Origin of the sequence: Trinickia caryophylli (genome assembly GCF_034424545.1) — a bacterium.
GTDB lineage: Bacteria > Pseudomonadota > Gammaproteobacteria > Burkholderiales > Burkholderiaceae > Trinickia > Trinickia caryophylli.
Window position 1 is genome coordinate 2,340,755 of record NZ_CP139970.1, and the last position, 21,064, is coordinate 2,361,818.

Below are 21,064 nucleotides of genomic sequence, written 5' to 3' on the forward strand. Positions count from 1 at the left end.
GCTCACGGGAAAACGGGAAGGGGAGGCATCGGCGGAAGCGGCGGCGGTCCGCTGCCCATCGACGTACTGCTGCCACCGCCAAAGAGATCTTCGAGATCGGATTGTTTGGAGGCTTTCGGCTGAGAGGATTTCGAGGTCTCCGTGTCCTCTTTTTCCTCCCCGCACTTGCATTCCGCCGGACCGATCCGCTCAAACTTGTTCGGCCCGCCTGCGATCCGAATGTAGTCCGTCCGTTGCTCACGACTAAAATCGTCGGGTGGAAACTTCATTTCCACGCACATTTTAATGTTCGACTGCACCGGTGGCTGATCGGGGTCGTTGACGACGATAACGTCTGGCCGACGAATCAAGCCTTGCCCCGCCAATTTCGTGTACTCGGCGTAGCCGCCGGGCCAATACTTGTTGAGCCAGTTGGGAAGGAATGGATGCGGCTGGAGCGGGTCTTGGGAACTCATGATCGGCGTTGGCACGCCGGGACGCATGTCGTAGGCGACTTCTGGACGGTATACCGTTCGCTGGCCGGTGGTGACCTGCGAAACCATGTCTTGGTAGTTCAGCCGTTGCATGACGCATCGTTGGCGCTGGATCTTGCCGTCGACCGAGGCCACGCCGATCCTTTTGCAGTTGCAAACGGCATCGCACAAGACTGCTCGGTCTTTTGGCGACAACCCGCTTTGCAGACCGACTTGCGTGGTCCGACCGTCACCGGAGGCGGTGCCGCCCGTCGAGTAGCCGGCGCCGTAACCGCTCATTCTGCGCTCTCGCTTCCCGGGTGGCTGAACACCAGCGAGGAACCCTCGTCCCCCTCGAGCCATTCGGTGAACCCGTTAGCGTCCGTCTTCCCCTGCACCGTTCGTCCGTCCGACGATTTGATGGTGTAGGGGTGACCGGCGACCGGCCGGCGGGTGACGTCGTCGAGCACCTGGAATCTGCCCCGATGGGGCGTTTGCGAGTTGGTATCCGACACAACGCTCTTGCCACCTCCGACAGCGCCACCGGGACCGGACGTCGGCTCGGCGGTCGTGTTGTTCTGCGATGCGATGAGCGTGGCGCCGCACGCGGTTGTGTCCCCTTCGGACGCGACGGGACGACCGTCGAACGTCACGCCGAGATTTTTGACGCCGACGATCGGGTAAATCCCGCCGCACTTGGGGCATGACACCTTGTCGCCCAGGAGAGCGAGGGGGACGCCGTCCGACTTGTTCTCTGGCGAACAGGCCAGCACGCGACCGCCGTGCGAAGTCGTATCGCCTTCGCGGATGAATGCAAAACCCATAATCTGTGCCCTCTCTTTTTTTGTCGGAGGAATTTAGCACAGCGGGGTTTTCCGGGGACTACCTTGTCGACGTTGACAGAGCTTTCGCGCGTCACATCCGCACGCAGCGCTTTGCCTTAGCGGATTCGCCGTGGATCTGTGCTTCCGCTGGTTTGCGCGGCGCATACGACGCTAACGCCGGAGGCCTGCGTATTCGGCGCTGACCTACTCGAGGCATGCGTATCGCAGCGAAGAGGAGGCTGGTCGATATGTATCGGCATGGATTGATGTAGACCCAAAATGCCTACACCGTGCCTACACGAAACCCAGAAAGCAAAAAGCCCAGCCGTGTAGACTGGGCTAAGTGCTTGAATTTCTTGGTGGGGCGTGAGTGACTCGAACACTCGACCTACGGATTAAGAGTCCGCTGCTCTACCAACTGAGCTAACGCCCCAACAGACTGCAGATTATGCAGGACTTTTTCGGGCTTGCCAAGCCCCCATCGTGATTTTTTCGAATTCCCGTTCGCCACGGCCCCGACATCGTCCGTGCGGGGCCCCAACCCAGCGGGTGCCCAAGTTTTTGGACGCCGGACTCTTTGATCGAACCACGCGTCCCCCGGTATGATTCGCGCCTGAATGCGCACGAGCATGGAGCGAAGCCCATACCGGGTACGCCGAGCCGCTTGCATTGCGCCAAACGAAACCCCCTTCGAAACGACAGAAAAGGACCGGCAACCGTGTTCGACCAAGTGGTGTTCGCTGGCGGCGGCAACCGCTGCTGGTGGCAGGCCGGCTTCTGGGACGTCGTCCAGCCCGAAGCGGGCCTCGCGCCGCGCGTAATCGCCGGAATCTCCGCCGGCGCGGCCACGGCCTGCATGCTCTACACGCGCGACTCCCGCTGGGTCATGCGTTACTACGAAGAAGCGCTGCGGGAAAACCGCAGGAACGCCTACTGGGGCAACCTGTGGCGCCGCGGCGCGACCGTCTTCCCGCATTACCGCATCTACCGTCAGGCGCTGCTCGACATCTACGGCGAATCGTTCGCGAAACTTGCCGGCGCCCCAGAGATCCGCGTCGGCGTCTCGCACATCCCGCGCTGGCTCGGCGCGCGCACGTCGGTCGCGGCGGGCCTCATCGCCTACAACATCGAAAAACACGTACGGAAGACGCTGCACCCTACGCTCGGCCAAAAGCTCGGCTTTCGGCCTGAATACGTACGCGTGCAAGACTGCGCCGACGTCGAGCAACTGGCCGACCTCATTCTTCAGTCGTCATGCACGCCGCCCTTCACACCGGTCCTGCGCCGCGACGGCCGGCCGGTACTCGACGGCGGCATGGTCGACAACGTACCGGTAGGCGCCCTGGACGACGCCCCCGGCCGCGTGCTCGTCATGGTCACCCGGCTCTATCCGCGCGAGCAGACGTTCGTGATCGCACGCGGCGCGCAGCAGCGCATCTACGTGCAGCCGTCGCGCAAAGTTCCGATCTCGAGTTGGGACTACACGCAGCCGGCGCTGATGCAGCCGGCCTACGAGCTTGGCCGCGCGGACGGCGAAGCATTCCTGCGTCGCTTGCCCGCGCTCGTCGAGATGACGCCGGCGCACGCATAAGCACGCCTAAGCACGCATAAGCGCCGATACAGCCGGATAGCACGGATAAGCCCGCGCGCTGCGCATCGGCAAACGGGCGCCGCCATATGCAGCGCGAGGCCCGTCCGGCAACCGGCTGCCTACGCACGCCGCCGCACGACGGACAACGCCTCCGGATTGGCGACGTTCGACGTATCCCCTTCGTTGAAGGCGAGGATGTTCTTGAACGCGGCGCTGAAATAAAGCTCGTAGCTTTCGTGCTCGACGTAGCCGATATGCGGCGTGCAGATCACGTTTTCCATCCGCAACAGCCCGTAGCCTTGCAGAATCGGCTCGTTCTCGTAGACGTCCACGGCCGCCATGCCGGGCCGGTAGTGCGCCAGCGCGTTCATGAGCGCGTTCTCCTCGAGCAGCTCGGCCCGGCTCGTATTGACGAAAAGCGCCGTGGGCTTCATCCGCATGAGGTCGTCCTGCTTCACGATCCCCCGCGTGCCGTCGCTGAGCCGCAGATGCAGCGTCAGCACATCGCTCTGCTCGAAGAGCGCTTCGCGGCTTTCCGCGGTTTCGTAGCCGTCCGCTTTCGCCGCTTCGATCGAATGCTCGCGCCCCCAGATCAGCACGCGCATGCCGAAGGCTTTGCCATAGCCGGCCACGAGCCGTCCGATCTTCCCATAGCCCCACACGCCCAGCGTCTGCCCGTGCAGCACCTGCCCGAGCCCGAAGTTCGGCGGCAGCGCCGAGGTCTTCAGCCCCGATTGTTGCCAGGCACCTTGCTTCAGATTCGCGACGTACTGGGGGATGCGCCGCTGCGCCGACATGATCAGCGCCCACGTCAATTCGGCCGGCGCGGTGGGCGAGCCGGTCCCCTCGAGCACCGCGATGCCGCGTTCGGTACAAGCCGGCAAGTCGATATGGCTCGAAATTTTTCCGGTCTGGCTGATCATGCGCAGGTGCGGACACTTGTCCAGCAACTGCGACGTCACGCGTGTGCGCTCGCGAATCAGCACGAGCGCATCGACTTCGGCCAGGCGGCTCGCCAACTGGCCGAGGCCCCGCACGGTGTTGTTGAACACCTTGACTTCATGGCTGGCAAGCATTTGAAAACAATCGAGTTTGCGGACAGCGTCCTGATAGTCGTCGAGGATTGCGATTTTCATATAGGGATGGTTTTGCAGTGCACGTTGAACGCAATAGACGCGGTGATATGCTGTCGGTTCCAACCTGTCGAAGACATCCGAGCTGGCACGATGAATGCAGCAGCTCACGCACGATGCTCATTGCCGCTTTCGTTTGGCAGGATCGCTTCTTTTTAACAGCTTGTTGCGATCGCGCGCAAGCTGCGAGGCTCCTGACGCCACGCTTTTCATGCGCACCCGCAGCGTACGGGTACGCGTGTGCCTCTCGTTCGCAGCGTCAGCGGGCGCCCACCGTTTCCCCTTCAACGAACATAAAACGGAGACTGCTCGATGAACCATCCAGTCGCTTTTGGAGGCGAGCCCGCTGTTGACGCGCCCGCATTCGTCAGACATCGCGGGCTGCTCGAATGGGTGCAGCGCGTCGCCGCGCTGACGAAACCCGATCGCATCGTCTGGTGCGACGGCTCGCAGGAAGAATACGATCGCCTCTGCGCGCAGATGGTCGAGGCCGGGACGCTCAAGCGGCTCAACCCGGAAAAACGTCCCAACTCCTATCTCGCGTGGTCGGATCCGTCCGACGTTGCGCGCGTGGAAGACCGCACCTTCATCTGCTCGAGCCGTCGTGAGGACGCCGGGCCGACCAACAACTGGGTCGATCCGCGGGAAATGCGCGCCACGCTCGATGGGCTTTTCGACGGCTCGATGCGCGGCCGCACGATGTACGTAGTGCCGTTCTCCATGGGCCCGATCGGTTCGCCGATCGCCCATATCGGTATCGAACTCACCGACAGCCCCTATGTCGTCGTCAACATGAAGATCATGACGCGCATGGGCCGCCAGGTGTACGAGGTGCTCGGCGCCGATGGCCCGTTCGTGCCGTGCGTGCACTCGGTGGGCGCGCCGCTCGCGGCGGGCGCGCGCGATGTGTCGTGGCCTTGCAACGACACGAAGTACATCGTTCACTTTCCCGAATCGCGCGAGATCTGGAGTTTCGGCTCGGGCTACGGCGGCAACGCGCTGCTCGGCAAGAAGTGCTTCGCGCTGCGCATCGCTTCGGCGATGGGGCGTGCCGAAGGCTGGCTCGCCGAGCACATGTTGATTCTGACCGTGACGTCGCGCGAGAACCGCAAATACCGCGTCGCGGCGGCGTTCCCCTCGGCGTGCGGCAAGACCAATTTCGCGATGCTGATTCCTCCGCCCAGCATGAGCGGCTGGTCGATTTCGACGATCGGCGACGATATCGCGTGGATCAAGCCCGGCAAGGACGGGCGCCTGTACGCCATCAATCCCGAAGCCGGCTATTTCGGCGTCGCGCCGGGCACGAGCGAGAAGACGAACTACAACGCCATGGCAACGCTCAAGGCCAACGTCATCTTCACGAACGTCGCGCTGACCGATGACGGCGATGTCTGGTGGGAGGGCATGACCGACACGCCGCCCGCCCACCTGACCGACTGGCAAGGGCAGGACTGGACGCCTGAAATCGCGAAGGAGACGGGGCGCAAGGCCGCGCACCCGAACGCGCGCTTCACGGCGCCCGCGTCGCAGTGTCCGTCGATCGATCCAGACTGGGAGAACCCCGACGGCGTGCCGCTCGATGCCTTCATCTTCGGCGGGCGCCGCTCGGGCACGGTGCCGCTCGTCACGGAGGCGCGCAACTGGGTCGAGGGCGTCTACATGGCGGCGACGATGGGTTCGGAGACCACGGCCGCCGCGGCCGGCAGGCAGGGGGTGGTGCGGCGCGACCCGTTCGCAATGCTGCCGTTTTGCGGCTACAACATGGCCGATTACTTCGATCATTGGCTCAAGGTCGGCGAGCGCATCGATGCGCTCGGCGGAAATCTGCCGAAAATCTTTTGCGTCAACTGGTTCCGCAAGGGGGCCGACGGCAAGTTCGTCTGGCCCGGCTTCGGCGAGAACATGCGCGTGCTGCACTGGATGGTCGGTCGGATCGAGGGCCGCGCGGCCGGCGTCGATCACGCTTTCGGGATTTCGCCGCGCTATGAAGATCTGGAATGGACGGGGCTCGATTTCACCCGCGAGCAGTTCGATCAGGTGATCTCGGTCGACGATGCGGCATGGCGCGAAGAGCTTGCGCTGCATGCCGAACTCTTCGACAAGCTGCGCCACCGGCTGCCCGAAGCGCTCACGCATGCCAAGGCCGGCATCGAGGAGCGTCTGGCCACCACCTGAAGCCGCGTGCAGCGGCTTTCGCGGTCGTTGCACCGAACTTGCGCCATCCCTTCAGACCGCCATCAGGCGGTCTTTTTTTGTCGGCTGCAAGCGGCAGATCCGGGGCGCAGCCTGCTTTTGCGGCCTGTCACCGCTTATTTGACGGAATTTCCTCTTCATGGAGGCAACTCTGCGGTGATTTGCTAGTCGTAGGACAATTGCGAATTGGCTCGGGAATTTTTTTCGGGCAGTCAAAAAGCGGCAGGAGTCCTCAATGGATCATTTGCAGTCGATGCGCGTTTTCGTGAAAGTGGCCGATCTCGGCAGTTTTGCGCGAGCGGCGAGCGCGATGGACATCTCCAACGCGGTTGCTACCCGCCATGTGGCCGATCTCGAGGCACGGCTCGGCACGCGCTTGCTGAACCGCACTACCCGCAGCCTCTCGTTGACCGAATCGGGGCAGGTCTATCTCGAACGCGCGCGGCAGATTCTCGATGAGCTCGAAGACGTGGAGCAGATGGTCGTCGCGCGCAATCACGAGCCTGTCGGCACGCTACGAATTGTCGCACCCGTCGTTTTCGGTCTGCACAATCTCGCGCCGGTTCTGCAGACCTATGTCGATCGCTATCCGAAGGTCGTGCCCGATCTGACACTCGTCGACCGCGGTGTCGATCTCGTCGAGGAAGGTTTCGATGTCGGCATCGTCATTGCGCAAAAGATGCGCAGCGCCAGCATCGTTACTCGCCGGCTTACCGCGGGCTGCCTGATCGTCTGCGCCACGCCGGCGTATTTGGAGAAGCACGGTACGCCCACGCGGCCCGAGCAGCTCGTCGATCACAAGTGTCTGAGCCTGCCGTCCGAATACTGGGGCGACGAGCGCGTTTTCACCGGCCCCGAGGGTGAAATCCGCGTGCGTCCGTCGAATGTCATCGTGGCCAACAATACGGAGATGCTGCGCCAGTTCGCACTGCTCGGCATGGGCATCGCCATTTTGCCGAGCTACCTGATCGGCAGCGATGCCACGCGCGGCAACCTCGTGCGGGTGTTGTCGGACTACCGGTTGCCGCAGGTGGAGGTGAGCATCGGCTATCCGAGCCGGCGCCATCTGCCGGCGAAGGTGCGCACGTTCATCGATCACCTCGTCGAGCATTTCAGCCAGACGCCCAACGGCACTATCGGCGAGCTGTGGCTCAACGACGGCAAGCCCGTTCCTGTCGAACCCCAGGCGCCGCGCGCGAGCGCGTCCGAAGAGCCGGCGGAGCGCGAGGTGGCCGCAAAGCCCCACGCCGCGCACCCGAGCGGTTCGCTGGCGAAAGTGCCGCGTGCGGCGCGCCCGCGTGTGACCACGCCTTCGCCGCTGTGAACCGGCCCCGCCGAGTCAGCCGTTGGCACCCGGCGGCGCTGGGCGCGTAACCGCACTCATCACCAGGCGCGAAGACGCGAAGGCGCGGCGGCGCGCGCGAATGCAAAATGGGCCGGCGTCCGCAAAGGACGCCGGCCCATTTTTTCTTCCGACGGACCGGGCGCCGAGGTGTGCCGCGGCGGCGCCCGTTCTTCACGCATCGGCCCTCAGGCGTCGACCTTTCTCGCGGCCGCCTTTTTGGCGGCCGTAGTCTTCGCAGCCGGCTTGCCCGCGGTCTTCTTGGCGGCCGCCGGTGCCGCTTCGTCGCCCGGTGTCCCGCCGTTGCCCGCCGCCGTTGCGCGGGCTGCCGCCGTTTTCGCCGCCGACTTGGCGGAGGGCTCCTTCTTCTCGAACTCGAAGCCGATCTTCCCGTCGCTTTGCTTGACGAGGTAGGCCTTGAAGTTACGGCCCGTGCGCGACGATTTGAAGCCCGTCAGCAGATCCGTGCGCCCTTCTCCGAGCAACTTCGCCATTTGCTCGCGCGCGATCTCCTGCTGCAGGATCACCTTCCCGGAGCGGAAATCGCAGGTCTTCGGCGACGCGACGGAGTTCTCGCAAACGTAGCTCATGCCGTGCTCGAACACGCGCGCATGGCATTTCGGGCAGGCGCCCACCGGCTCTTGATCGGAGAAGTCGGGCGCTTCGCCTTCCTCGCCGCCCTGGTCCTGGCCGAAATCGAACTCGAGCTTGTAGTTCTTGATCTCGTCATCGAACGAGAGCTTGAGGATCGCGGAGAATGGCCGGCCCATCTTGCTGCGAAAACCCGAGAGAGGTCCGATCTCTTTCTTTGCGAGCAGCGTTTCCACTTCGTCGATCTCGAACTGGCGGCTCCCTGGAATCTTCGAGATCGAAAATTCGCATTGCGTGCAGGCGAAGCGCCGATAGTTCTCCTTCACTTGCCCACCGCAGTTCGGGCACGGCGTGGAAAGCGTGGCGTAGTCGCCCGGAATCGTGTCGGAGTCGTACTCCTTCGCACGCTTCACGATCGTTTGCGTCATGCGCGCGATTTCCTGCATGAATGCATCGCGTGCAAGTTTTCCGCGCTCCATCTGCGCGAGCTTATGCTCCCATTCGCCGGTCAGCTCGGGAGCCGTCAGTTCCTTCACGCCGAGTCCGCGCAGCAGCGTCATGAGCTGGAACGCCTTCGCGGTCGGGATCAGGTCGCGGCCTTCCCGCACGAGGTATTTTTCGCCGAGCAGCCCTTCGATGATGGCCGCGCGCGTGGCCGGCGTGCCGAGCCCCTTGGCCGCCATGGCGGCGCGCAGGTCGTCGTCTTCGACGAGCTTGCCCGCCCCTTCCATCGCGGAGAGCAGCGTCGCTTCGTTGTAGCGCGCAGGCGGCTTCGTCGTGAGGCCGTGTGCCTCGATCTTGTCGGTCTTGACCTTCTCGTCTTTCTGGACCGGGACGAGGTTGGCGTCGTCGCCGCTCGACTCGCGTCCATAGATTTGCAGCCAGCCCGGCTCGACGAGCACCTTGCCTTCCGTCTTGAAGTGATGCCCGGCCACTTCGGTGATGCGGGTGGTCACGCGGTACTCGGCGGCGGGGAAGAATACGGCCAGGAACCGCTTGACGACGAGGTCGTACAGCTTCTGCTCGGGCTCCGAGAGTGCCTTCGGTGCCTGCAGCGTCGGAATAATGGCGAAGTGGTCGCTGATCTTCGAATTGTCGAAGATGCGCTTGTTCGGCTTCACCCAGCCCTTGTCGAGCGCCTGCTTGGCGAACGGGAGATAGTTGTTGCTCTCCTTGAGCATCTCGAGCGTGCTCTTCACCGTGCCGAGATAGTCCTCGGGCAGCGCGCGCGCGTCGGTACGCGGGTAGGTGAGCACCTTGTGCTTTTCATAGAGCGCCTGGGCGAGACCCAGCGTGTTCTTCGCCGAAAAGCCGAAGCGCGAGTTCGCCTCCCGCTGCAGGCTCGTCAGATCGAACAGCAGCGGCGAGAGCTGGCTCGACGGCTTGGATTCCTCGCTGACCGTGCCGATCTGCTCGCGGCAGGCGGCAACGACGGTTTCCGCCGCCGCCACGCTCCAGAGCCGCGAGTCGCGCTTCTCGGGGTCGAACTCGTCGCGCTTGAACTTGGGATCGAACCAGCGCCCTTCATAGAAGCCGCCCGCGCAGACAAATTCGGCGCGCACTTCCCAATAATCGCGGGGCACGAAATGCCGGATCTTTTCCTCGCGCTCGACGACGATCGACAGCGTAGGCGTCTGGACGCGCCCGACCGTGGTCAGGAAAAAGCCGCCTCCCTTGCTGTTGAACGCGGTCATCGCGCGCGTGCCGTTGATGCCGACGAGCCAGTCGGCCTCGGAGCGGCACCGCGCGGCGTCGGCGAGCGGCTGCATGTCGGCGTCGCCGCGCAAGTGCGCAAAGCCGTCGCGGATGGCGGCCGGCGTCATCGACTGGAGCCAAAGCCGCTGCACCGGCTGCTTGGCTTTCGCATGCTGAGCGATCAGGCGGAAGATGAGTTCGCCTTCGCGCCCCGCGTCGCAGGCGTTGATGAGCCGGTCGACGTCCTTGCGCTTGATCAGCTTGGTGAGCGCCTTGAGCCGCGATTCGCTTTTCGCGATCGGGTTCAGGTCGAAATGTGGCGGGATGACGGGCAGATGCGCGAAACTCCACTTGCCGCGCTTGACCTCGTACTCTTCGGGCGCGGCGATCTCGAGCAGGTGGCCGACAGCCGACGAAAGAACGTACTCGTCGCTCTCGTAGTACTCGTCATGTTTGGTGAAGCCGCCGAGCGCACGCGCGATGTCGTTCGCGACAGATGGCTTCTCCGCAATGATCAGTGCCTTGGACATGACTGTATGGTGTAGTAGGCCGGGGTCGTAACCCGTATCGTGTTTCCTTTAACGACCGCTTTATAGCACACGGCGGGAGTGTGGCGGCGCTCCATCGGAAATGAGCGGGGTCCCCACGGCACGCGCGAGCACATGCATCGAACGTGCCGCGCGGGCTGCGGCGGGCGGAATACAAGCCCCCGGGGCGGGCGTCAAGCAAGCGCCAGCGCCGGGCGCAGCTTGGGCGCGCCCACCGCGCCGGGCAGCGCGTTCAGATCGGACAGCAGCCGCTCGGCAATGGCGATATGCGGTAGCACGGTGCCGAAAAAGCGCGTGGTGACGCCATCTTCGATCAGCAGAGTCGGAAAGTTCTCCACGTCGAGATCGTCGAAACGGTCCGCATGGGTTTCGATATCGATCCAGACGAAGCAGACGTCCGGGTGGGCATCGGCCAGCCGGTCGAATTGGGGGCGGTACTCGCGGCAGGTCCCGCACCATTGCGCGCACAGGCAAGCGACGAGGAGCGTTTGGCTGTCGTTGACGCGCTCGGCGATCCGGTCGGAATCGGTATCGAGATTCAGCGCGGGCATCGTGTTTCCTTGCGTGTGTCGGTTTCGTTTTCAGGAGAATGTAGCACGGCTATGCATGGCGGCTTGGCGGCCCGGCGCGCGCTGCACGGACGAAACGGCCACCCGGCAACGCGTGCGCGCATGCCCTCAGCTCGAGCTCGAGCAGCGCCGCCTGCAAGGCGGCACCCGGCAGATCGGTCCGCGCGGCCAGGATTTCAAGCGTGGCGGGCGCATGGCCGAGCGCGGCCAGCACGCGTTCGGCTTTCGGGCTGAGACTCGGTGCGTCGGGCGGCTCGTCGGGGGTGCCGCCCGACGCACCGTCGGTACCGGCATCCGCCCGTTGCGGCCGGCGCGGCGCCGATGGGAGGGAGAGGCCGAGCTCGTCGAGGATTTCCTCAGGCGTTTCCGTGAGCCTCGCGCCTTCCTTGATGAGCGCGTGACAGCCGCGTGCGAGCGGCGCGTGGATCGAGCCGGGCAGCGCGAACACGTCGCGCCCCATTTCGTTGGCAAGCCGGGCCGTGATGAGCGAGCCGGAGCGCACGGCCGCTTCCACGACGAGCACGCCCTTCACGAGCCCTGCGATCAGCCGGTTGCGCTGCGGGAAATGGGCGGGGCGGGCGGGCGTGCCGAGGGGCCACTCGGACACGATCGCGCCCTGTGCGGCGATGGCATGCGCGAGCGCATGGTGGCGGGCGGGGTAGACGAGATCGATGCCGGTGCCCACCACCGCCACCGTGCCGCCGCGCTCGGCGCGCAGCGCGCCGTGGTGCGCCGCGCCGTCGATCCCGAGTGCGAGGCCGGAGACCACCGCGAGGCCGGCGCGGGCGAGCGCTTCGGCAAAGCGCCCGGCGTCTTCGAGCCCTTGCGGCGTGGCGTCACGGCTGCCGACGATCGCGATCGCCGCCGTGTGCAACAGATCCAGGCGGCCTTTGACATAAAGCAGCGGCGGCGGGTCGTGCATTGCGAGCAAGCCCGGCGGATAGGCTGGGTCAGTGAGCGCGAGCAGGTGATTGTCCGGCTGCGCGCACCAGGCCGTCACAGCGGGCAGATGCGCGCAGATGGTGGCTGGCGGCGGCGCGAGCACCGCGCGCGCCGCCGCCTCGCCAGCCACGGCCGCCAGCGCACCGAACGGTTGGGCGCGCAGCGCCATCGGCGAGCCGAACGCCGCCAGCAACGCGCGCAACGCGACCGGGCCGAGCCCGCGCGCGCCGGTCAGCGCGAGCCATGCGCCGAGCTCGGCTTCGTTTATCGGGTGCGCTCGCATGGCTTTGCACCCCACGTCCTGCGCATTCGCAGGCGCCATGCTAAAATTTTCACCATCCGAAATCTCCCGGCGTCGTGCGCCCCGGCACTTTCTTCGTGCTGAAAAAAGAGCGCGGGGCCGATGTCCATTGCTCGATATCTTCGGCAGACGGCTCTTGCCGTACAAGCTGGCCGAATGGGTTATCGACGATCGCGGAGAGCTTATGAATCGCCCGGCGCGAAGCACCGCGCCGCACGGCAGCAACGATTTTCAACCATGGCCTTACTGACCATCCTGCATTACCCGGACAAGCGGTTGCACAAGATCGCGAAACCCGTGACGGTCGTAGACGACCGCATCCGCAAGCTCGTTGCCGACATGGCCGAGACGATGTACGCGGCGCCCGGCGTCGGCCTTGCCGCCACGCAGGTGGACGTGCACGAGCGCGTCATCGTCATCGACGTGTCGGAGGCGCACGATCAGCTTCTCGCCTTCATCAACCCCGAGATCGTGTGGTCGAGCAACGAACACAAGGTTTCCGAAGAGGGCTGCCTCTCGGTGCCCGGCATCTATGACGCCGTCGAGCGCGCCGAGCGTGTGCGCGTGCGCGCGCTCAACGAGCGCGGCGAGACGTTCGAGCTCGACTGCGAAGGGCTGCTCGCCGTGTGCGTCCAGCATGAAATGGATCATCTGATGGGGCGCGTTTTCGTCGAATATCTGTCGCCGCTCAAGCAGTCGCGCATCAAGACGAAGATGAAAAAGCTCGCGCACGCGATGTGATGCGCGCCCCGATCGATCACGCCTATTGCCCATGAGTCATACGCTGCGCGTCATTTTCGCGGGTACGCCCGAGTTCGCGGCGGCCGCGTTGGCCGCCATCGAGGCGGCGGGGTTTCCCATCCCGCTCGTGCTGACGCAACCCGACCGGCCGGCCGGGCGCGGCATGAAGCTGCAGCCGAGCCCGGTCAAGCGCCACGCGCTCGAGCACGGGCTAGCGCTCGCCCAGCCGCCGTCGCTGCGCCGCAATGGCAAGTATCCGCAGGAAGCGGCCGCGGCCATCGACCAACTGCGCGCAACGCCGTACGACGTCATGGTGGTGGCGGCTTACGGGTTGCTGCTGCCGCAGGAAGTGCTCGATATCCCCCGGTACGGCTGCATCAACATCCATGCGTCGCTGCTGCCGCGCTGGCGCGGCGCGGCGCCGATCCATCGCGCGATCGAGGCGGGCGACACCGAAACGGGTATCACCCTCATGCAGATGGACGCCGGCCTCGATACCGGCGCCATGCTCAGCGTCGGGCGCGTGCCGATCGACGCGCACGAAACCACGGCGACGCTGCACGACAAGTTGGCCGCCGAGGGGGCGCGGCTCGTCGTCGAGGCGCTGGCGGAGCTCGAGCGCGCGGGCACGCTTGCCGCCACGCCGCAGCCCGAGGCGGGCGCCACCTACGCGGAGAAAATCGCCAAGCACGAGGCGGCGCTCGATTGGCGGCGCTCCGCCGAGGTGCTTGCCCGCCAGATCCGTGCGTTCGACCCGTTTCCGGGTGGGGCGGCGACGCTCGAGGACGGCGCCCCGCTGAAGATCTGGGCGGCCGAGCCTGCCGACGCACGGGCGGCCGGCGGCCAGCCGGGTACGATAGTCGATGTTTCGCCCGAGGGCGTCGTCGTGGCCTGCGGTGAGGGGGCGCTACGCCTCACGCAACTGCAAAAGCCGGGCGGCAGGCGGCTGCCCGTACGCGATTTCCTGGCCGGGGCATCGTTCGCCGTCGGCCAGCGGTTCACGCTGCCGGAGCAGTCCTGACGGTAGCTGCCGCAGGGGCCGGCGCGAAGACTCGTCGGCCGCGACGCGAGCTGGTTTCAAAGGGAGCAATCGAGCAATGTTCGGCATCGTCCATTTCCCGTTTTTCGTTGCCGCGGTATTTCTGTTGAATATCACGCCGGGCCCGGACACGGCGTATATCGTCGGCCGCAGCGTCGCCCAGGGGCGCGCGGCGGGGCTCATGTCGGCGCTCGGCATATCGGCCGGCTGCTGCGTGCATTCGCTCGCCTGTGCCTTCGGTCTTACCGCGGTGCTGGCGGCGTCGGCCACGGCTTTCACCGTGATCAAGTTCGCGGGTGCGATCTATCTCGTCTATCTCGGGGTCCGTCTGCTGCTGTCGTCGCCCGCCAAGGCGGCCGCAAACCCGGATGCCGCGGCGCGCGGCACGGCGCCGCAAGGCACACGGCAGCTGTTTCTGCAGGGCTTTTGGACAAACGTGCTGAACCCGAAGGTGGTACTGTTTTTCGTCTCGTTCTTTCCGCAGTTCGTCGTGGCGGGCAGCGACCGCAAGGTGCTGGCATTTCTGACACTCGGTGTCGTGTTCGTTGCGATGAGCATGCTCTGGAACTGCTTCGTGGCGTGGGTCGCGGGCAGCATGACGCGGCGCCTGGGCGGCAAGCCGGGGCTCAAGCGCTGGCTCGACCGTGTGGTGGGCAGTGCGTTCGTCGGCCTGGGGCTCCGGCTCGCGACGGCTCAACGTTGAGCCGACGCATATTGAATTTTTTGCTCGCGCCGCAACCTAACGAATGCCTTACAATTGTTCGCGGCGCCCCTTCGGTGCCGTAGATTTTCTGGTGAGACGGAACGAGAAAGGAGTCTACATGTTCAACTGGGTCAAAACCGCGATGCTGATGGCGGCGATCACGGCCCTTTTCGTCGTGATTGGCGGGATGATCGGCGGCTCGCGCGGCATGATGTTCGCCCTCGTCATCGCCCTGGCGATGAATTTCTTTTCGTATTGGTTCTCGGACAAGATGGTCCTGCGCATGTACAACGCGCAGGAAGTCGACGAAACCAGTGCGCCGCAGTTCTACCGCATGGTGCGCGAACTGGCGACGCGCGCCGAGTTGCCGATGCCGCGCGTCTATCTGATCAACGAAGATGCGCCGAACGCGTTCGCGACGGGGCGCAACCCCGAGCACGCGGCCGTGGCCGCTACCACAGGCATCCTTCGTGTCCTGTCCGAGCGGGAAATGCGCGGCGTGATGGCGCACGAGCTCGCGCACGTGAAGCATCGGGACATCCTGATTTCGACGATTTCGGCGACGATGGCCGGCGCCATTTCCGCGCTCGCCAACTTTGCGATGTTCTTCGGCGGGCGCGACGAGGAAGGGCGGCCGACAAACCCGATCGCGGGCATCGCCGTGGCGCTGCTTGCACCGATCGCGGCCGCGATGATCCAGATGGCGATCTCGCGGGCGCGCGAGTTCGAGGCCGACCGCGGCGGGGCGCGGATTTCGGGCGATCCGCAGGCGCTTGCCTCGGCGCTCGACAAGATCCATCGCTATGCATCCGGGATCCCGTTCGCCACGGCGGAAGCGCATCCGACCACGGCGCAGATGATGATTCTGAATCCGCTCTCCGGCGGCACGATTGCCAATCTGTTCTCGACGCACCCCGCGACCGAGGAGCGGATCGCACGCCTCATGGACATGGCGCGTACCGGTCGTTTCGACTGACGGGCCGCGCCTCGCGCGCGAAGCCGTGAGCGAGGCGGGCGAAAGCCCGCCTTTTTTCTTTGCGCCGCCGCGCCCGCGCATTGCCCGCCGAGCGGGCGGTGCGCGCGCCGCGCTACAATGCTGCGTTCGTCTTGAAGCGCGCCGCAGGGCGCGCCCGGTGGTTTCCTTCCCATGACTCGTTCTTCTGTTGCGCGCCGCCATTCGGCGAAGCCTGCGTCTGCGCGCGAGGTTCCGCGCGAATTCCCGCGCGAATTCCATTTCGCGGCGTTGCGGCTTGCGCCCGACTCGCTCGGCTTCGCACTCGACGTTGCAGCCCACGCGGTGGCCGCCGTGCGGGCCGGTACCGCGTTGCCGGCGGCGCTCGCGGCCCTCCGTGCGGCGTTGCCGCCCGAGCGGGCGGCGCTCGCCCGCGGTGCGGTGCAGGACATCGCCTATCGCGCGCTGCGCCGGCTCGGCACCGCCGAGTGGCTCGTTGCGCGGCTCGTGCGCAAGGCGCCCGCCCCGCATGTGGCAACGCTGCTCGCGTGCGCCTTCGCCCTCTTGGTCGACGACCCCGAGCGTGCCGCATATGCACCTCATACGGTAGTGGATCAGGCCGTCGAGGCAATCGGCGCCCGGCGCGAATGTGCGTTCGCGCGCGGCCTCGTCAACGCCGTCTTGCGCAACTTTCTGCGCGAGCGCGATGCGCTGCTGAGCGAGGCCAAGGCCGATCCCGTCGCGCGCTGGAACTATCCGCGCTGGTGGATCGACGCAGTGGCACGCGCGTGGCCCGAGCGCTGGGAGGCTGTCCTCGCCGCCGGCAATGTGCCCGGCCCGCTGACGCTGCGGGTGAACGCGCGGCGCACGAGCGTGAATGACTATCTCGCCACGCTCGGCGCAGCCGGGATCGATGCCGCGCAGATCGGCACGTATGCGGTGCGGCTTGCTTCGCCGCTGCCCGTCGACCGTATTCCGGGCTTCGCGCAGGGCGTGGTCTCCGTGCAGGATGCGGGCGCGCAGCTCGCGGCGCAGTGGCTCGGCGCACGCGATGGCATGCGCGTGCTGGACGCGTGCGCGGCGCCCGGCGGCAAGACGGGCCACGTGCTCGAGCTGGCGGACGTCGAACTCGTCGCGCTCGAAAGCGACAGCGCGCGCGCGGCCCGTATCGACGAGAATCTCACTCGCCTGGGGCGGCGGGCGGCAGTTCGCATCGGCGACGCCGGGACGCCCGAGGGCTGGCACGACGGCAAGGCGTTCGATCGCGTGCTGGCCGACGTCCCCTGCTCGGCCTCAGGCATCGTGCGGCGCCATCCGGACATTCGATGGCTGCGGCGAGCGAGCGACATCGCCGCGCTCGCGGCCGAGCAGCAGCGGATCGTCGATGCATTGTGGCCACTCGTCGCACCGGGCGGCGAACTGCTCTACGTGACCTGTTCGATCTTTCCCGAGGAGGGCGAAGCACAGGCGGCGCGGTTTGAACGCGTGCATGAAGATGCGGTACGATTGGACGCCCCCGGGCAACTGTTGCCGGAATCCGCCGGCAGCGTCAGCGTGCCTGCGGCTTTGGCATCGTCCGGAATGCGCGCCGATGGGCGCACCGGGTCAAACATCGACCACGACGGTTTTTACTACGCGCGCTTTCAGAGACGGTGACGATCAGCCAACGTTTTTCCCCGCTTCGGCTCGCGGCCCTGATCTGGATCGGGCTGGCCTTTTGCCTCGCCGCAGCGGGGCCGGCACGCGCCGACTCGATCGCTGTGCAGCGCGCCTCGCTGCAGGCCGACAACAGCGGCTGGAGCCTTGACGCGCGCTTCGATTTCGAGCTGAACAGCAGCCTCGAGGATGCCGTGAACAAGGGCATTCCGCTTTACTTCACGACCGAGTTCGAACTCACGCGCCCGCGCTGGTACTGGTTCGACGCACAGCCGGTCTCGATCGCGCAGACGCTGCGCCTGTCTTTTCAGCCGCTCATGCGCGAATATCGCGTCTCCAGTGGCGGCCTGCAGTTCGGGTTCGCCTCGCTGGCGGACGCTCTCGCCGTCATCAAGCATATTACGTCCTGGCACGTGATCGACCGCAATCAGGTGCAGCCGGGCGAAAGCTATACCGCATCGGTCCGCATGCAGCTCGACACGGCGCTCATGCCCAAGCCGTTCCAGGTGGACGCGGTCAACAACCGCGACTGGGCGCTCGCTTCCGACTGGAAGCGTTTTACTTTCACGGTGACCGAACATGCTAAGTAGCGTGCGCCGCGTCGCAAACGTGAAGAGCCTCGTGCTGCGAGTGCTCGTCTCGACGGTCGCCATCACCGCGTTGTTGCTGCTCGTGCTGCTTGCGGCCGCAAGCGCCAACACCGAGTTCTTCGATCGCTACTACTCGTGGCTCTATGCGGCCAATATCGCCGTCGCGCTCGTGTTCCTGCTGCTCGTCGCGATGCTCGTGGCGATGATTGTCGTGCGCCTGCGCAAAGGCAAGTTCGGCACGCGGCTGCTCGCCAAACTCGCCGTGTTTTTTGCGCTCGTGGGCGTCTTGCCGGGCGCGATCATCTACGTCGTCTCGTATCAGTTCGTCTCGCGCAGCATCGAGTCGTGGTTCGACGTCAACATCGAAACCGCGTTGACGTCGGGGCTCAACCTGGGCCGGGGCATGCTCGACGCGTCGCTGTCCGATCTGCAGACGAAGGCCCGCCTGATGTCGGAGCAGCTTGCGAGCACGAATCCCGCAAACACGACGATCACGCTGCTGCGCCTGCGCGATCAGTTCGGCGTGCAAGAGGCGATGCTCGTCGAATCTACGCGTGGCGTCGGCGCGGCGCCCGATCTGCACGTCGTGGCGCAGGCGTCGAGCAACATCTCCTCGCTCGTACCCGAGGACATGCCGCGCCCGCTCATGATCGAGCAGGCGCGCGGGCGCGGCTTCGCGGCGCTGGAAGGCGAAGTCGACGGCGAGTCCGGCGTCGCGGGCAGCAAGGGCGCGCTGCGCATGCGCGTGGTCGAGCGCATACCCGATGTCAACACCTCCTTGCTGCAGCCGACCGAACGGTTCCTGCAGCTCGTGCAACCTGTGTCCTCCACGCTGGCGCGCAACGCCGATGCGGTACAGCGCGCGTATCGCGAGTACCAGGAGAAGTCGCTCGGGCGCACGGGGCTGCGCAAGATGTATATCGGCACGCTGACGCTCGCGCTTTTTCTCGCGACCTTCATCGCGATGATGCTCGCGCTCGCACTCGGCAATCAGCTCGCCCGGCCGCTCTTTCTGCTCGCGCAGGGCACGAAGGAGGTGGCCGAGGGCGACTACACGCCGAAACGCGAGATCAAGACGCGCGACGAACTCGGCTTTCTCACCCAGTCGTTCAATGCCATGACGCGGCAGCTCTCGGAGGCCCGCGCGGCGGTCGAGCGCAACCGCGTGGCGCTCGAGCATTCGAAGGCCTACCTCGAGAGCATCCTGGCCAATCTGACGGCCGGCGTGTTCGTGCTCGACAGGCAGTTTCGCCTGACGACGGCCAATCGCGGTGCGGAGCGCATCTTCCGCCAGCCGTTCCAGCCGATGGTCGGCGAGGTGCTCGAGCACGTGGGCGTGGTGGCCGAGTTCGCAGCGATGGTCCGCAAGGCGTTCGCGGACCGGGAGGCCGCGAATTCGGGCGGGCCCGACGACGGTCACTGGCAGCAGCAGTTCGCGGTTTCGGTTCCGGGCGAGACCGACCCGATCACGCTGCTCGTGCGCGGCTCGCGCTTGATGTCGGCGGAGCAGGCGGACGGGTCCGCCGAGGCGCGCACGGCGGGCTACGTTGTCGTCTTCGACGACATCTCCGACGTCATATCGGCACAGCGCTCGGCGGCCTGGGGCGAGGTGGCGCGGCGGCTCGCGCACGAGATCAAGAACCCGCTCACGCCGATTCAGCTCTCGGCCGAGCGCTTGCAGATGAAGCTTGCCGACAAGCTGTCGCCTCCCGACGCCGACGTGCTCAAGCGCGGCGCGACGACGATCGTCAACCAGGTGGCGGCAATGAAGCGGATGGTCGACGACTTCCGCGAATACGCGCGCACGCCGCCCGCGGTGCTGGCGAACCTGCAGCTCAACGATCTCGTGGCGGAAGTGCTGGCACTTTACGGGATCGAGGAGGGCAAGAGCCCGATCGTCGTGGAGCTGCACGAGCTGCCGGTGATCAAGGGCGATGCGACGCAGTTGCGGCAGGTCATACACAACCTGCTGCAAAACGCGCAGGATGCGGTGGCCGACGTCGCAAATCCGCGTGTCGTGCTCGAAACCAAGACAGTAGAATATGGCGATCCCGACGCTCACGGCAAAGTGCGCGTTGCGGTTCGCCTGACCGTGTCGGACAACGGACCGGGCTTCCCCGCGCGCATCCTGACGCGTGCGTTCGAACCTTACGTGACGACGAAGGCCAAAGGGACGGGGCTCGGGCTCGCCACGGTCAAGAAGATCGTAGACGAGCACGGGGCACGCATCGATATTCGTAACCGCGTCAAGACGGGCGAAGCGATCGAAGGTGCGCAGATCTCGATTTTGTTCCTGCAAATGGCAGACGACAGCGCGCCGCTCGCGGCGGGGCACGCGGCAACGCGCGGGGGCGCCTCGCCGGGAACCACAAAAGCAATAGCGCAGATAAGGGCAGCATAAATGGCAACCATCCTGGTGGTAGACGACGAAATGGGTATTCGAGAGTTGCTCTCGGAGATCCTGAGCGACGAGGGACATGCCGTAGAAGCCGCGGAAAACGCGCAGCAGGCGCGCGATTTTCGCTTGCGTCAGGCGCCCGATCTGGTGCTGCTCGACATATGGATGCCCGATACCGACGGCGTAACGCTGCTCAAGGAGTGGGCAGCCCAGGGGCTTCTGACGATGCCCGTCATCATGATGTCGGGCCATGCCACGATCGATACGGCCGTCGAGGCGACGAAGATCGGCGCGCTGAATTTCCTCGAAAAGCCGATCGCGCTGCAAAAGCTCCTGAAGGCTGTGGAGCAGGGGCTGACGCGCGGGACCCCTTTGCCGCCGGTCGGCGGCACGGCCGGCAAGACCTCGCCTGCCGTGGGCATGGCGAGTGTCGCGGCGGCGGTGGCCGTGCCGATGCTCGCGGCGGAAAACGGCGCGGTCGGGCTCGCGACCGCGCAAACGGCCTCGATCTCGTTCGACATTCCATTGCGCGATGCGCGCGACGCGTTCGAGCGCGCGTACTTCGAGTATCACCTTGCACGCGAAAACGGCAGCATGACGCGCGTAGCCGAAAAGACGGGGCTCGAACGCACGCACCTTTATCGCAAGCTCAAGCAGCTCGGCGTCGATCTGGGCAAAAACAAGGGCGAGTGAGCGGGGCCGCGGCGCGTCGGAGCGAATGAGCGAGCCGCGGCAGGCGGACATGCATGCCGCGCCCGGCGCGCACAAAGCACTTGAGCATCGAAAAAGTCCTTGCTATACTCT

At 65.5% G+C, this 21,064-nt stretch carries 17 protein-coding genes and 1 tRNA gene; 11 read left to right on the forward strand and 7 right to left on the reverse strand.

All coding sequences use genetic code 11. From position 1 onward, the window contains the following. Positions 1-2: 2 nt before the first annotated feature. The 3 genes from U0034_RS10525 to U0034_RS10535 all read right to left on the reverse strand — a co-directional run bounded on the left by U0034_RS10525 (position 3) and on the right by U0034_RS10535 (position 1,709). Positions 3-752 carry a VRR-NUC domain-containing protein gene (locus U0034_RS10525; protein WP_085228408.1) on the reverse strand — a complete coding sequence of 250 codons (750 nt, stop codon included), beginning with the start codon at positions 750-752 and terminating at the stop codon, positions 3-5. Next, positions 749-1,276, reverse strand: coding sequence for a PAAR domain-containing protein (locus U0034_RS10530; RefSeq protein ID WP_085228409.1), 528 nt, complete (start codon positions 1,274-1,276; stop codon positions 749-751). Before U0034_RS10530 ends, U0034_RS10525 begins: the two co-directional genes overlap by 4 nt. Positions 1,277-1,633: 357 nt before the next feature. After that, positions 1,634-1,709, reverse strand: a tRNA-Lys gene (locus tag U0034_RS10535). A gap of 285 nt (positions 1,710-1,994) precedes the next feature. On the opposite strand from U0034_RS10535, the gene U0034_RS10540 reads away from it, so the two are divergent. Further along, positions 1,995-2,867, forward strand: coding sequence for a patatin-like phospholipase family protein (locus tag U0034_RS10540; RefSeq protein ID WP_085228410.1), 873 nt, complete (start codon positions 1,995-1,997; stop codon positions 2,865-2,867). Between the two features lie 119 nt (positions 2,868-2,986). On the opposite strand, the gene U0034_RS10545 is transcribed toward U0034_RS10540, so the two are convergent. Next, a complete protein-coding gene (locus U0034_RS10545) occupies positions 2,987-4,003 on the reverse strand; it encodes a D-2-hydroxyacid dehydrogenase family protein (protein WP_085228555.1) in 1,017 nt (338 codons plus the stop codon). A 309-nt stretch (positions 4,004-4,312) separates the two neighbouring features. Between U0034_RS10545 and U0034_RS10550 the strand changes: the two genes are divergently transcribed. Both U0034_RS10550 and U0034_RS10555 read left to right on the forward strand, forming a co-directional pair. Next, entirely contained in the window at positions 4,313-6,175 is a 1,863-nt protein-coding gene (locus tag U0034_RS10550) for a phosphoenolpyruvate carboxykinase (GTP) (RefSeq protein WP_085228411.1), read from the forward strand. A 253-nt stretch (positions 6,176-6,428) separates the two neighbouring features. Beyond that, positions 6,429-7,517 (forward strand): LysR family transcriptional regulator, encoded by a 1,089-nt coding sequence (locus U0034_RS10555; protein ID WP_085228412.1) that lies wholly within the window; start codon positions 6,429-6,431, stop codon positions 7,515-7,517. 206 nt (positions 7,518-7,723) lie between these two features. Here U0034_RS10555 and U0034_RS10560 read toward each other — a convergent pair whose 3' ends face one another. The 3 genes from U0034_RS10560 to dprA form a co-directional block, all read right to left on the reverse strand. After that, on the reverse strand, positions 7,724-10,351 hold the full coding sequence (locus U0034_RS10560; protein WP_085228413.1) for a DNA topoisomerase III: 2,628 nt from the start codon (positions 10,349-10,351) through the stop codon (positions 7,724-7,726). Between the two features lie 191 nt (positions 10,352-10,542). Further along, positions 10,543-10,920, reverse strand: a complete 378-nt coding sequence (locus tag U0034_RS10565) for a thioredoxin family protein (RefSeq protein ID WP_085228414.1) — start codon at positions 10,918-10,920, stop codon at positions 10,543-10,545. Positions 10,921-10,969: 49 nt separating this feature from the next. After that, on the reverse strand, positions 10,970-12,163 hold the full coding sequence (gene dprA, locus U0034_RS10570) for a DNA-processing protein DprA (protein WP_085228556.1): 1,194 nt from the start codon (positions 12,161-12,163) through the stop codon (positions 10,970-10,972). Between the two features lie 255 nt (positions 12,164-12,418). Here dprA and def point away from each other — a divergent pair, with 255 nt between their 5' ends. From def to esaR, 8 genes are all read left to right on the forward strand, one after another. Beyond that, on the forward strand, positions 12,419-12,922 hold the full coding sequence (gene def, locus U0034_RS10575; protein WP_085228416.1) for a peptide deformylase: 504 nt from the start codon (positions 12,419-12,421) through the stop codon (positions 12,920-12,922). A gap of 31 nt (positions 12,923-12,953) precedes the next feature. Then, positions 12,954-13,943, forward strand: a complete 990-nt coding sequence (fmt, locus tag U0034_RS10580; RefSeq protein ID WP_085228417.1) for a methionyl-tRNA formyltransferase — start codon at positions 12,954-12,956, stop codon at positions 13,941-13,943. 76 nt (positions 13,944-14,019) lie between these two features. Next, positions 14,020-14,664 (forward strand): LysE family translocator, encoded by a 645-nt coding sequence (locus tag U0034_RS10585; protein WP_085228418.1) that lies wholly within the window; start codon positions 14,020-14,022, stop codon positions 14,662-14,664. Positions 14,665-14,782: 118 nt separating this feature from the next. Beyond that, positions 14,783-15,640: a zinc metalloprotease HtpX gene (gene htpX / locus U0034_RS10590; protein ID WP_085228557.1), complete on the forward strand. Its 858-nt coding sequence runs from the start codon at positions 14,783-14,785 to the stop codon at positions 15,638-15,640. 171 nt (positions 15,641-15,811) lie between these two features. Continuing rightward, on the forward strand, positions 15,812-17,272 hold the full coding sequence (gene rsmB, locus U0034_RS10595; protein WP_085228419.1) for a 16S rRNA (cytosine(967)-C(5))-methyltransferase RsmB: 1,461 nt from the start codon (positions 15,812-15,814) through the stop codon (positions 17,270-17,272). Next, positions 17,269-17,862, forward strand: coding sequence for a DUF4390 domain-containing protein (locus U0034_RS10600; protein WP_085228420.1), 594 nt, complete (start codon positions 17,269-17,271; stop codon positions 17,860-17,862). The genes rsmB and U0034_RS10600 overlap by 4 nt, the downstream gene beginning before the upstream one ends. After that, complete coding sequence (locus U0034_RS10605; protein ID WP_085228421.1) at positions 17,852-20,263, forward strand: sensor histidine kinase; 2,412 nt, start codon at positions 17,852-17,854, stop codon at positions 20,261-20,263. Before U0034_RS10600 ends, U0034_RS10605 begins: the two co-directional genes overlap by 11 nt. Beyond that, complete coding sequence (gene esaR, locus U0034_RS10610) at positions 20,264-20,953, forward strand: response regulator transcription factor EsaR (RefSeq protein WP_085228422.1); 690 nt, start codon at positions 20,264-20,266, stop codon at positions 20,951-20,953. It begins immediately after the preceding gene. Positions 20,954-21,064 lie beyond the last annotated feature (111 nt).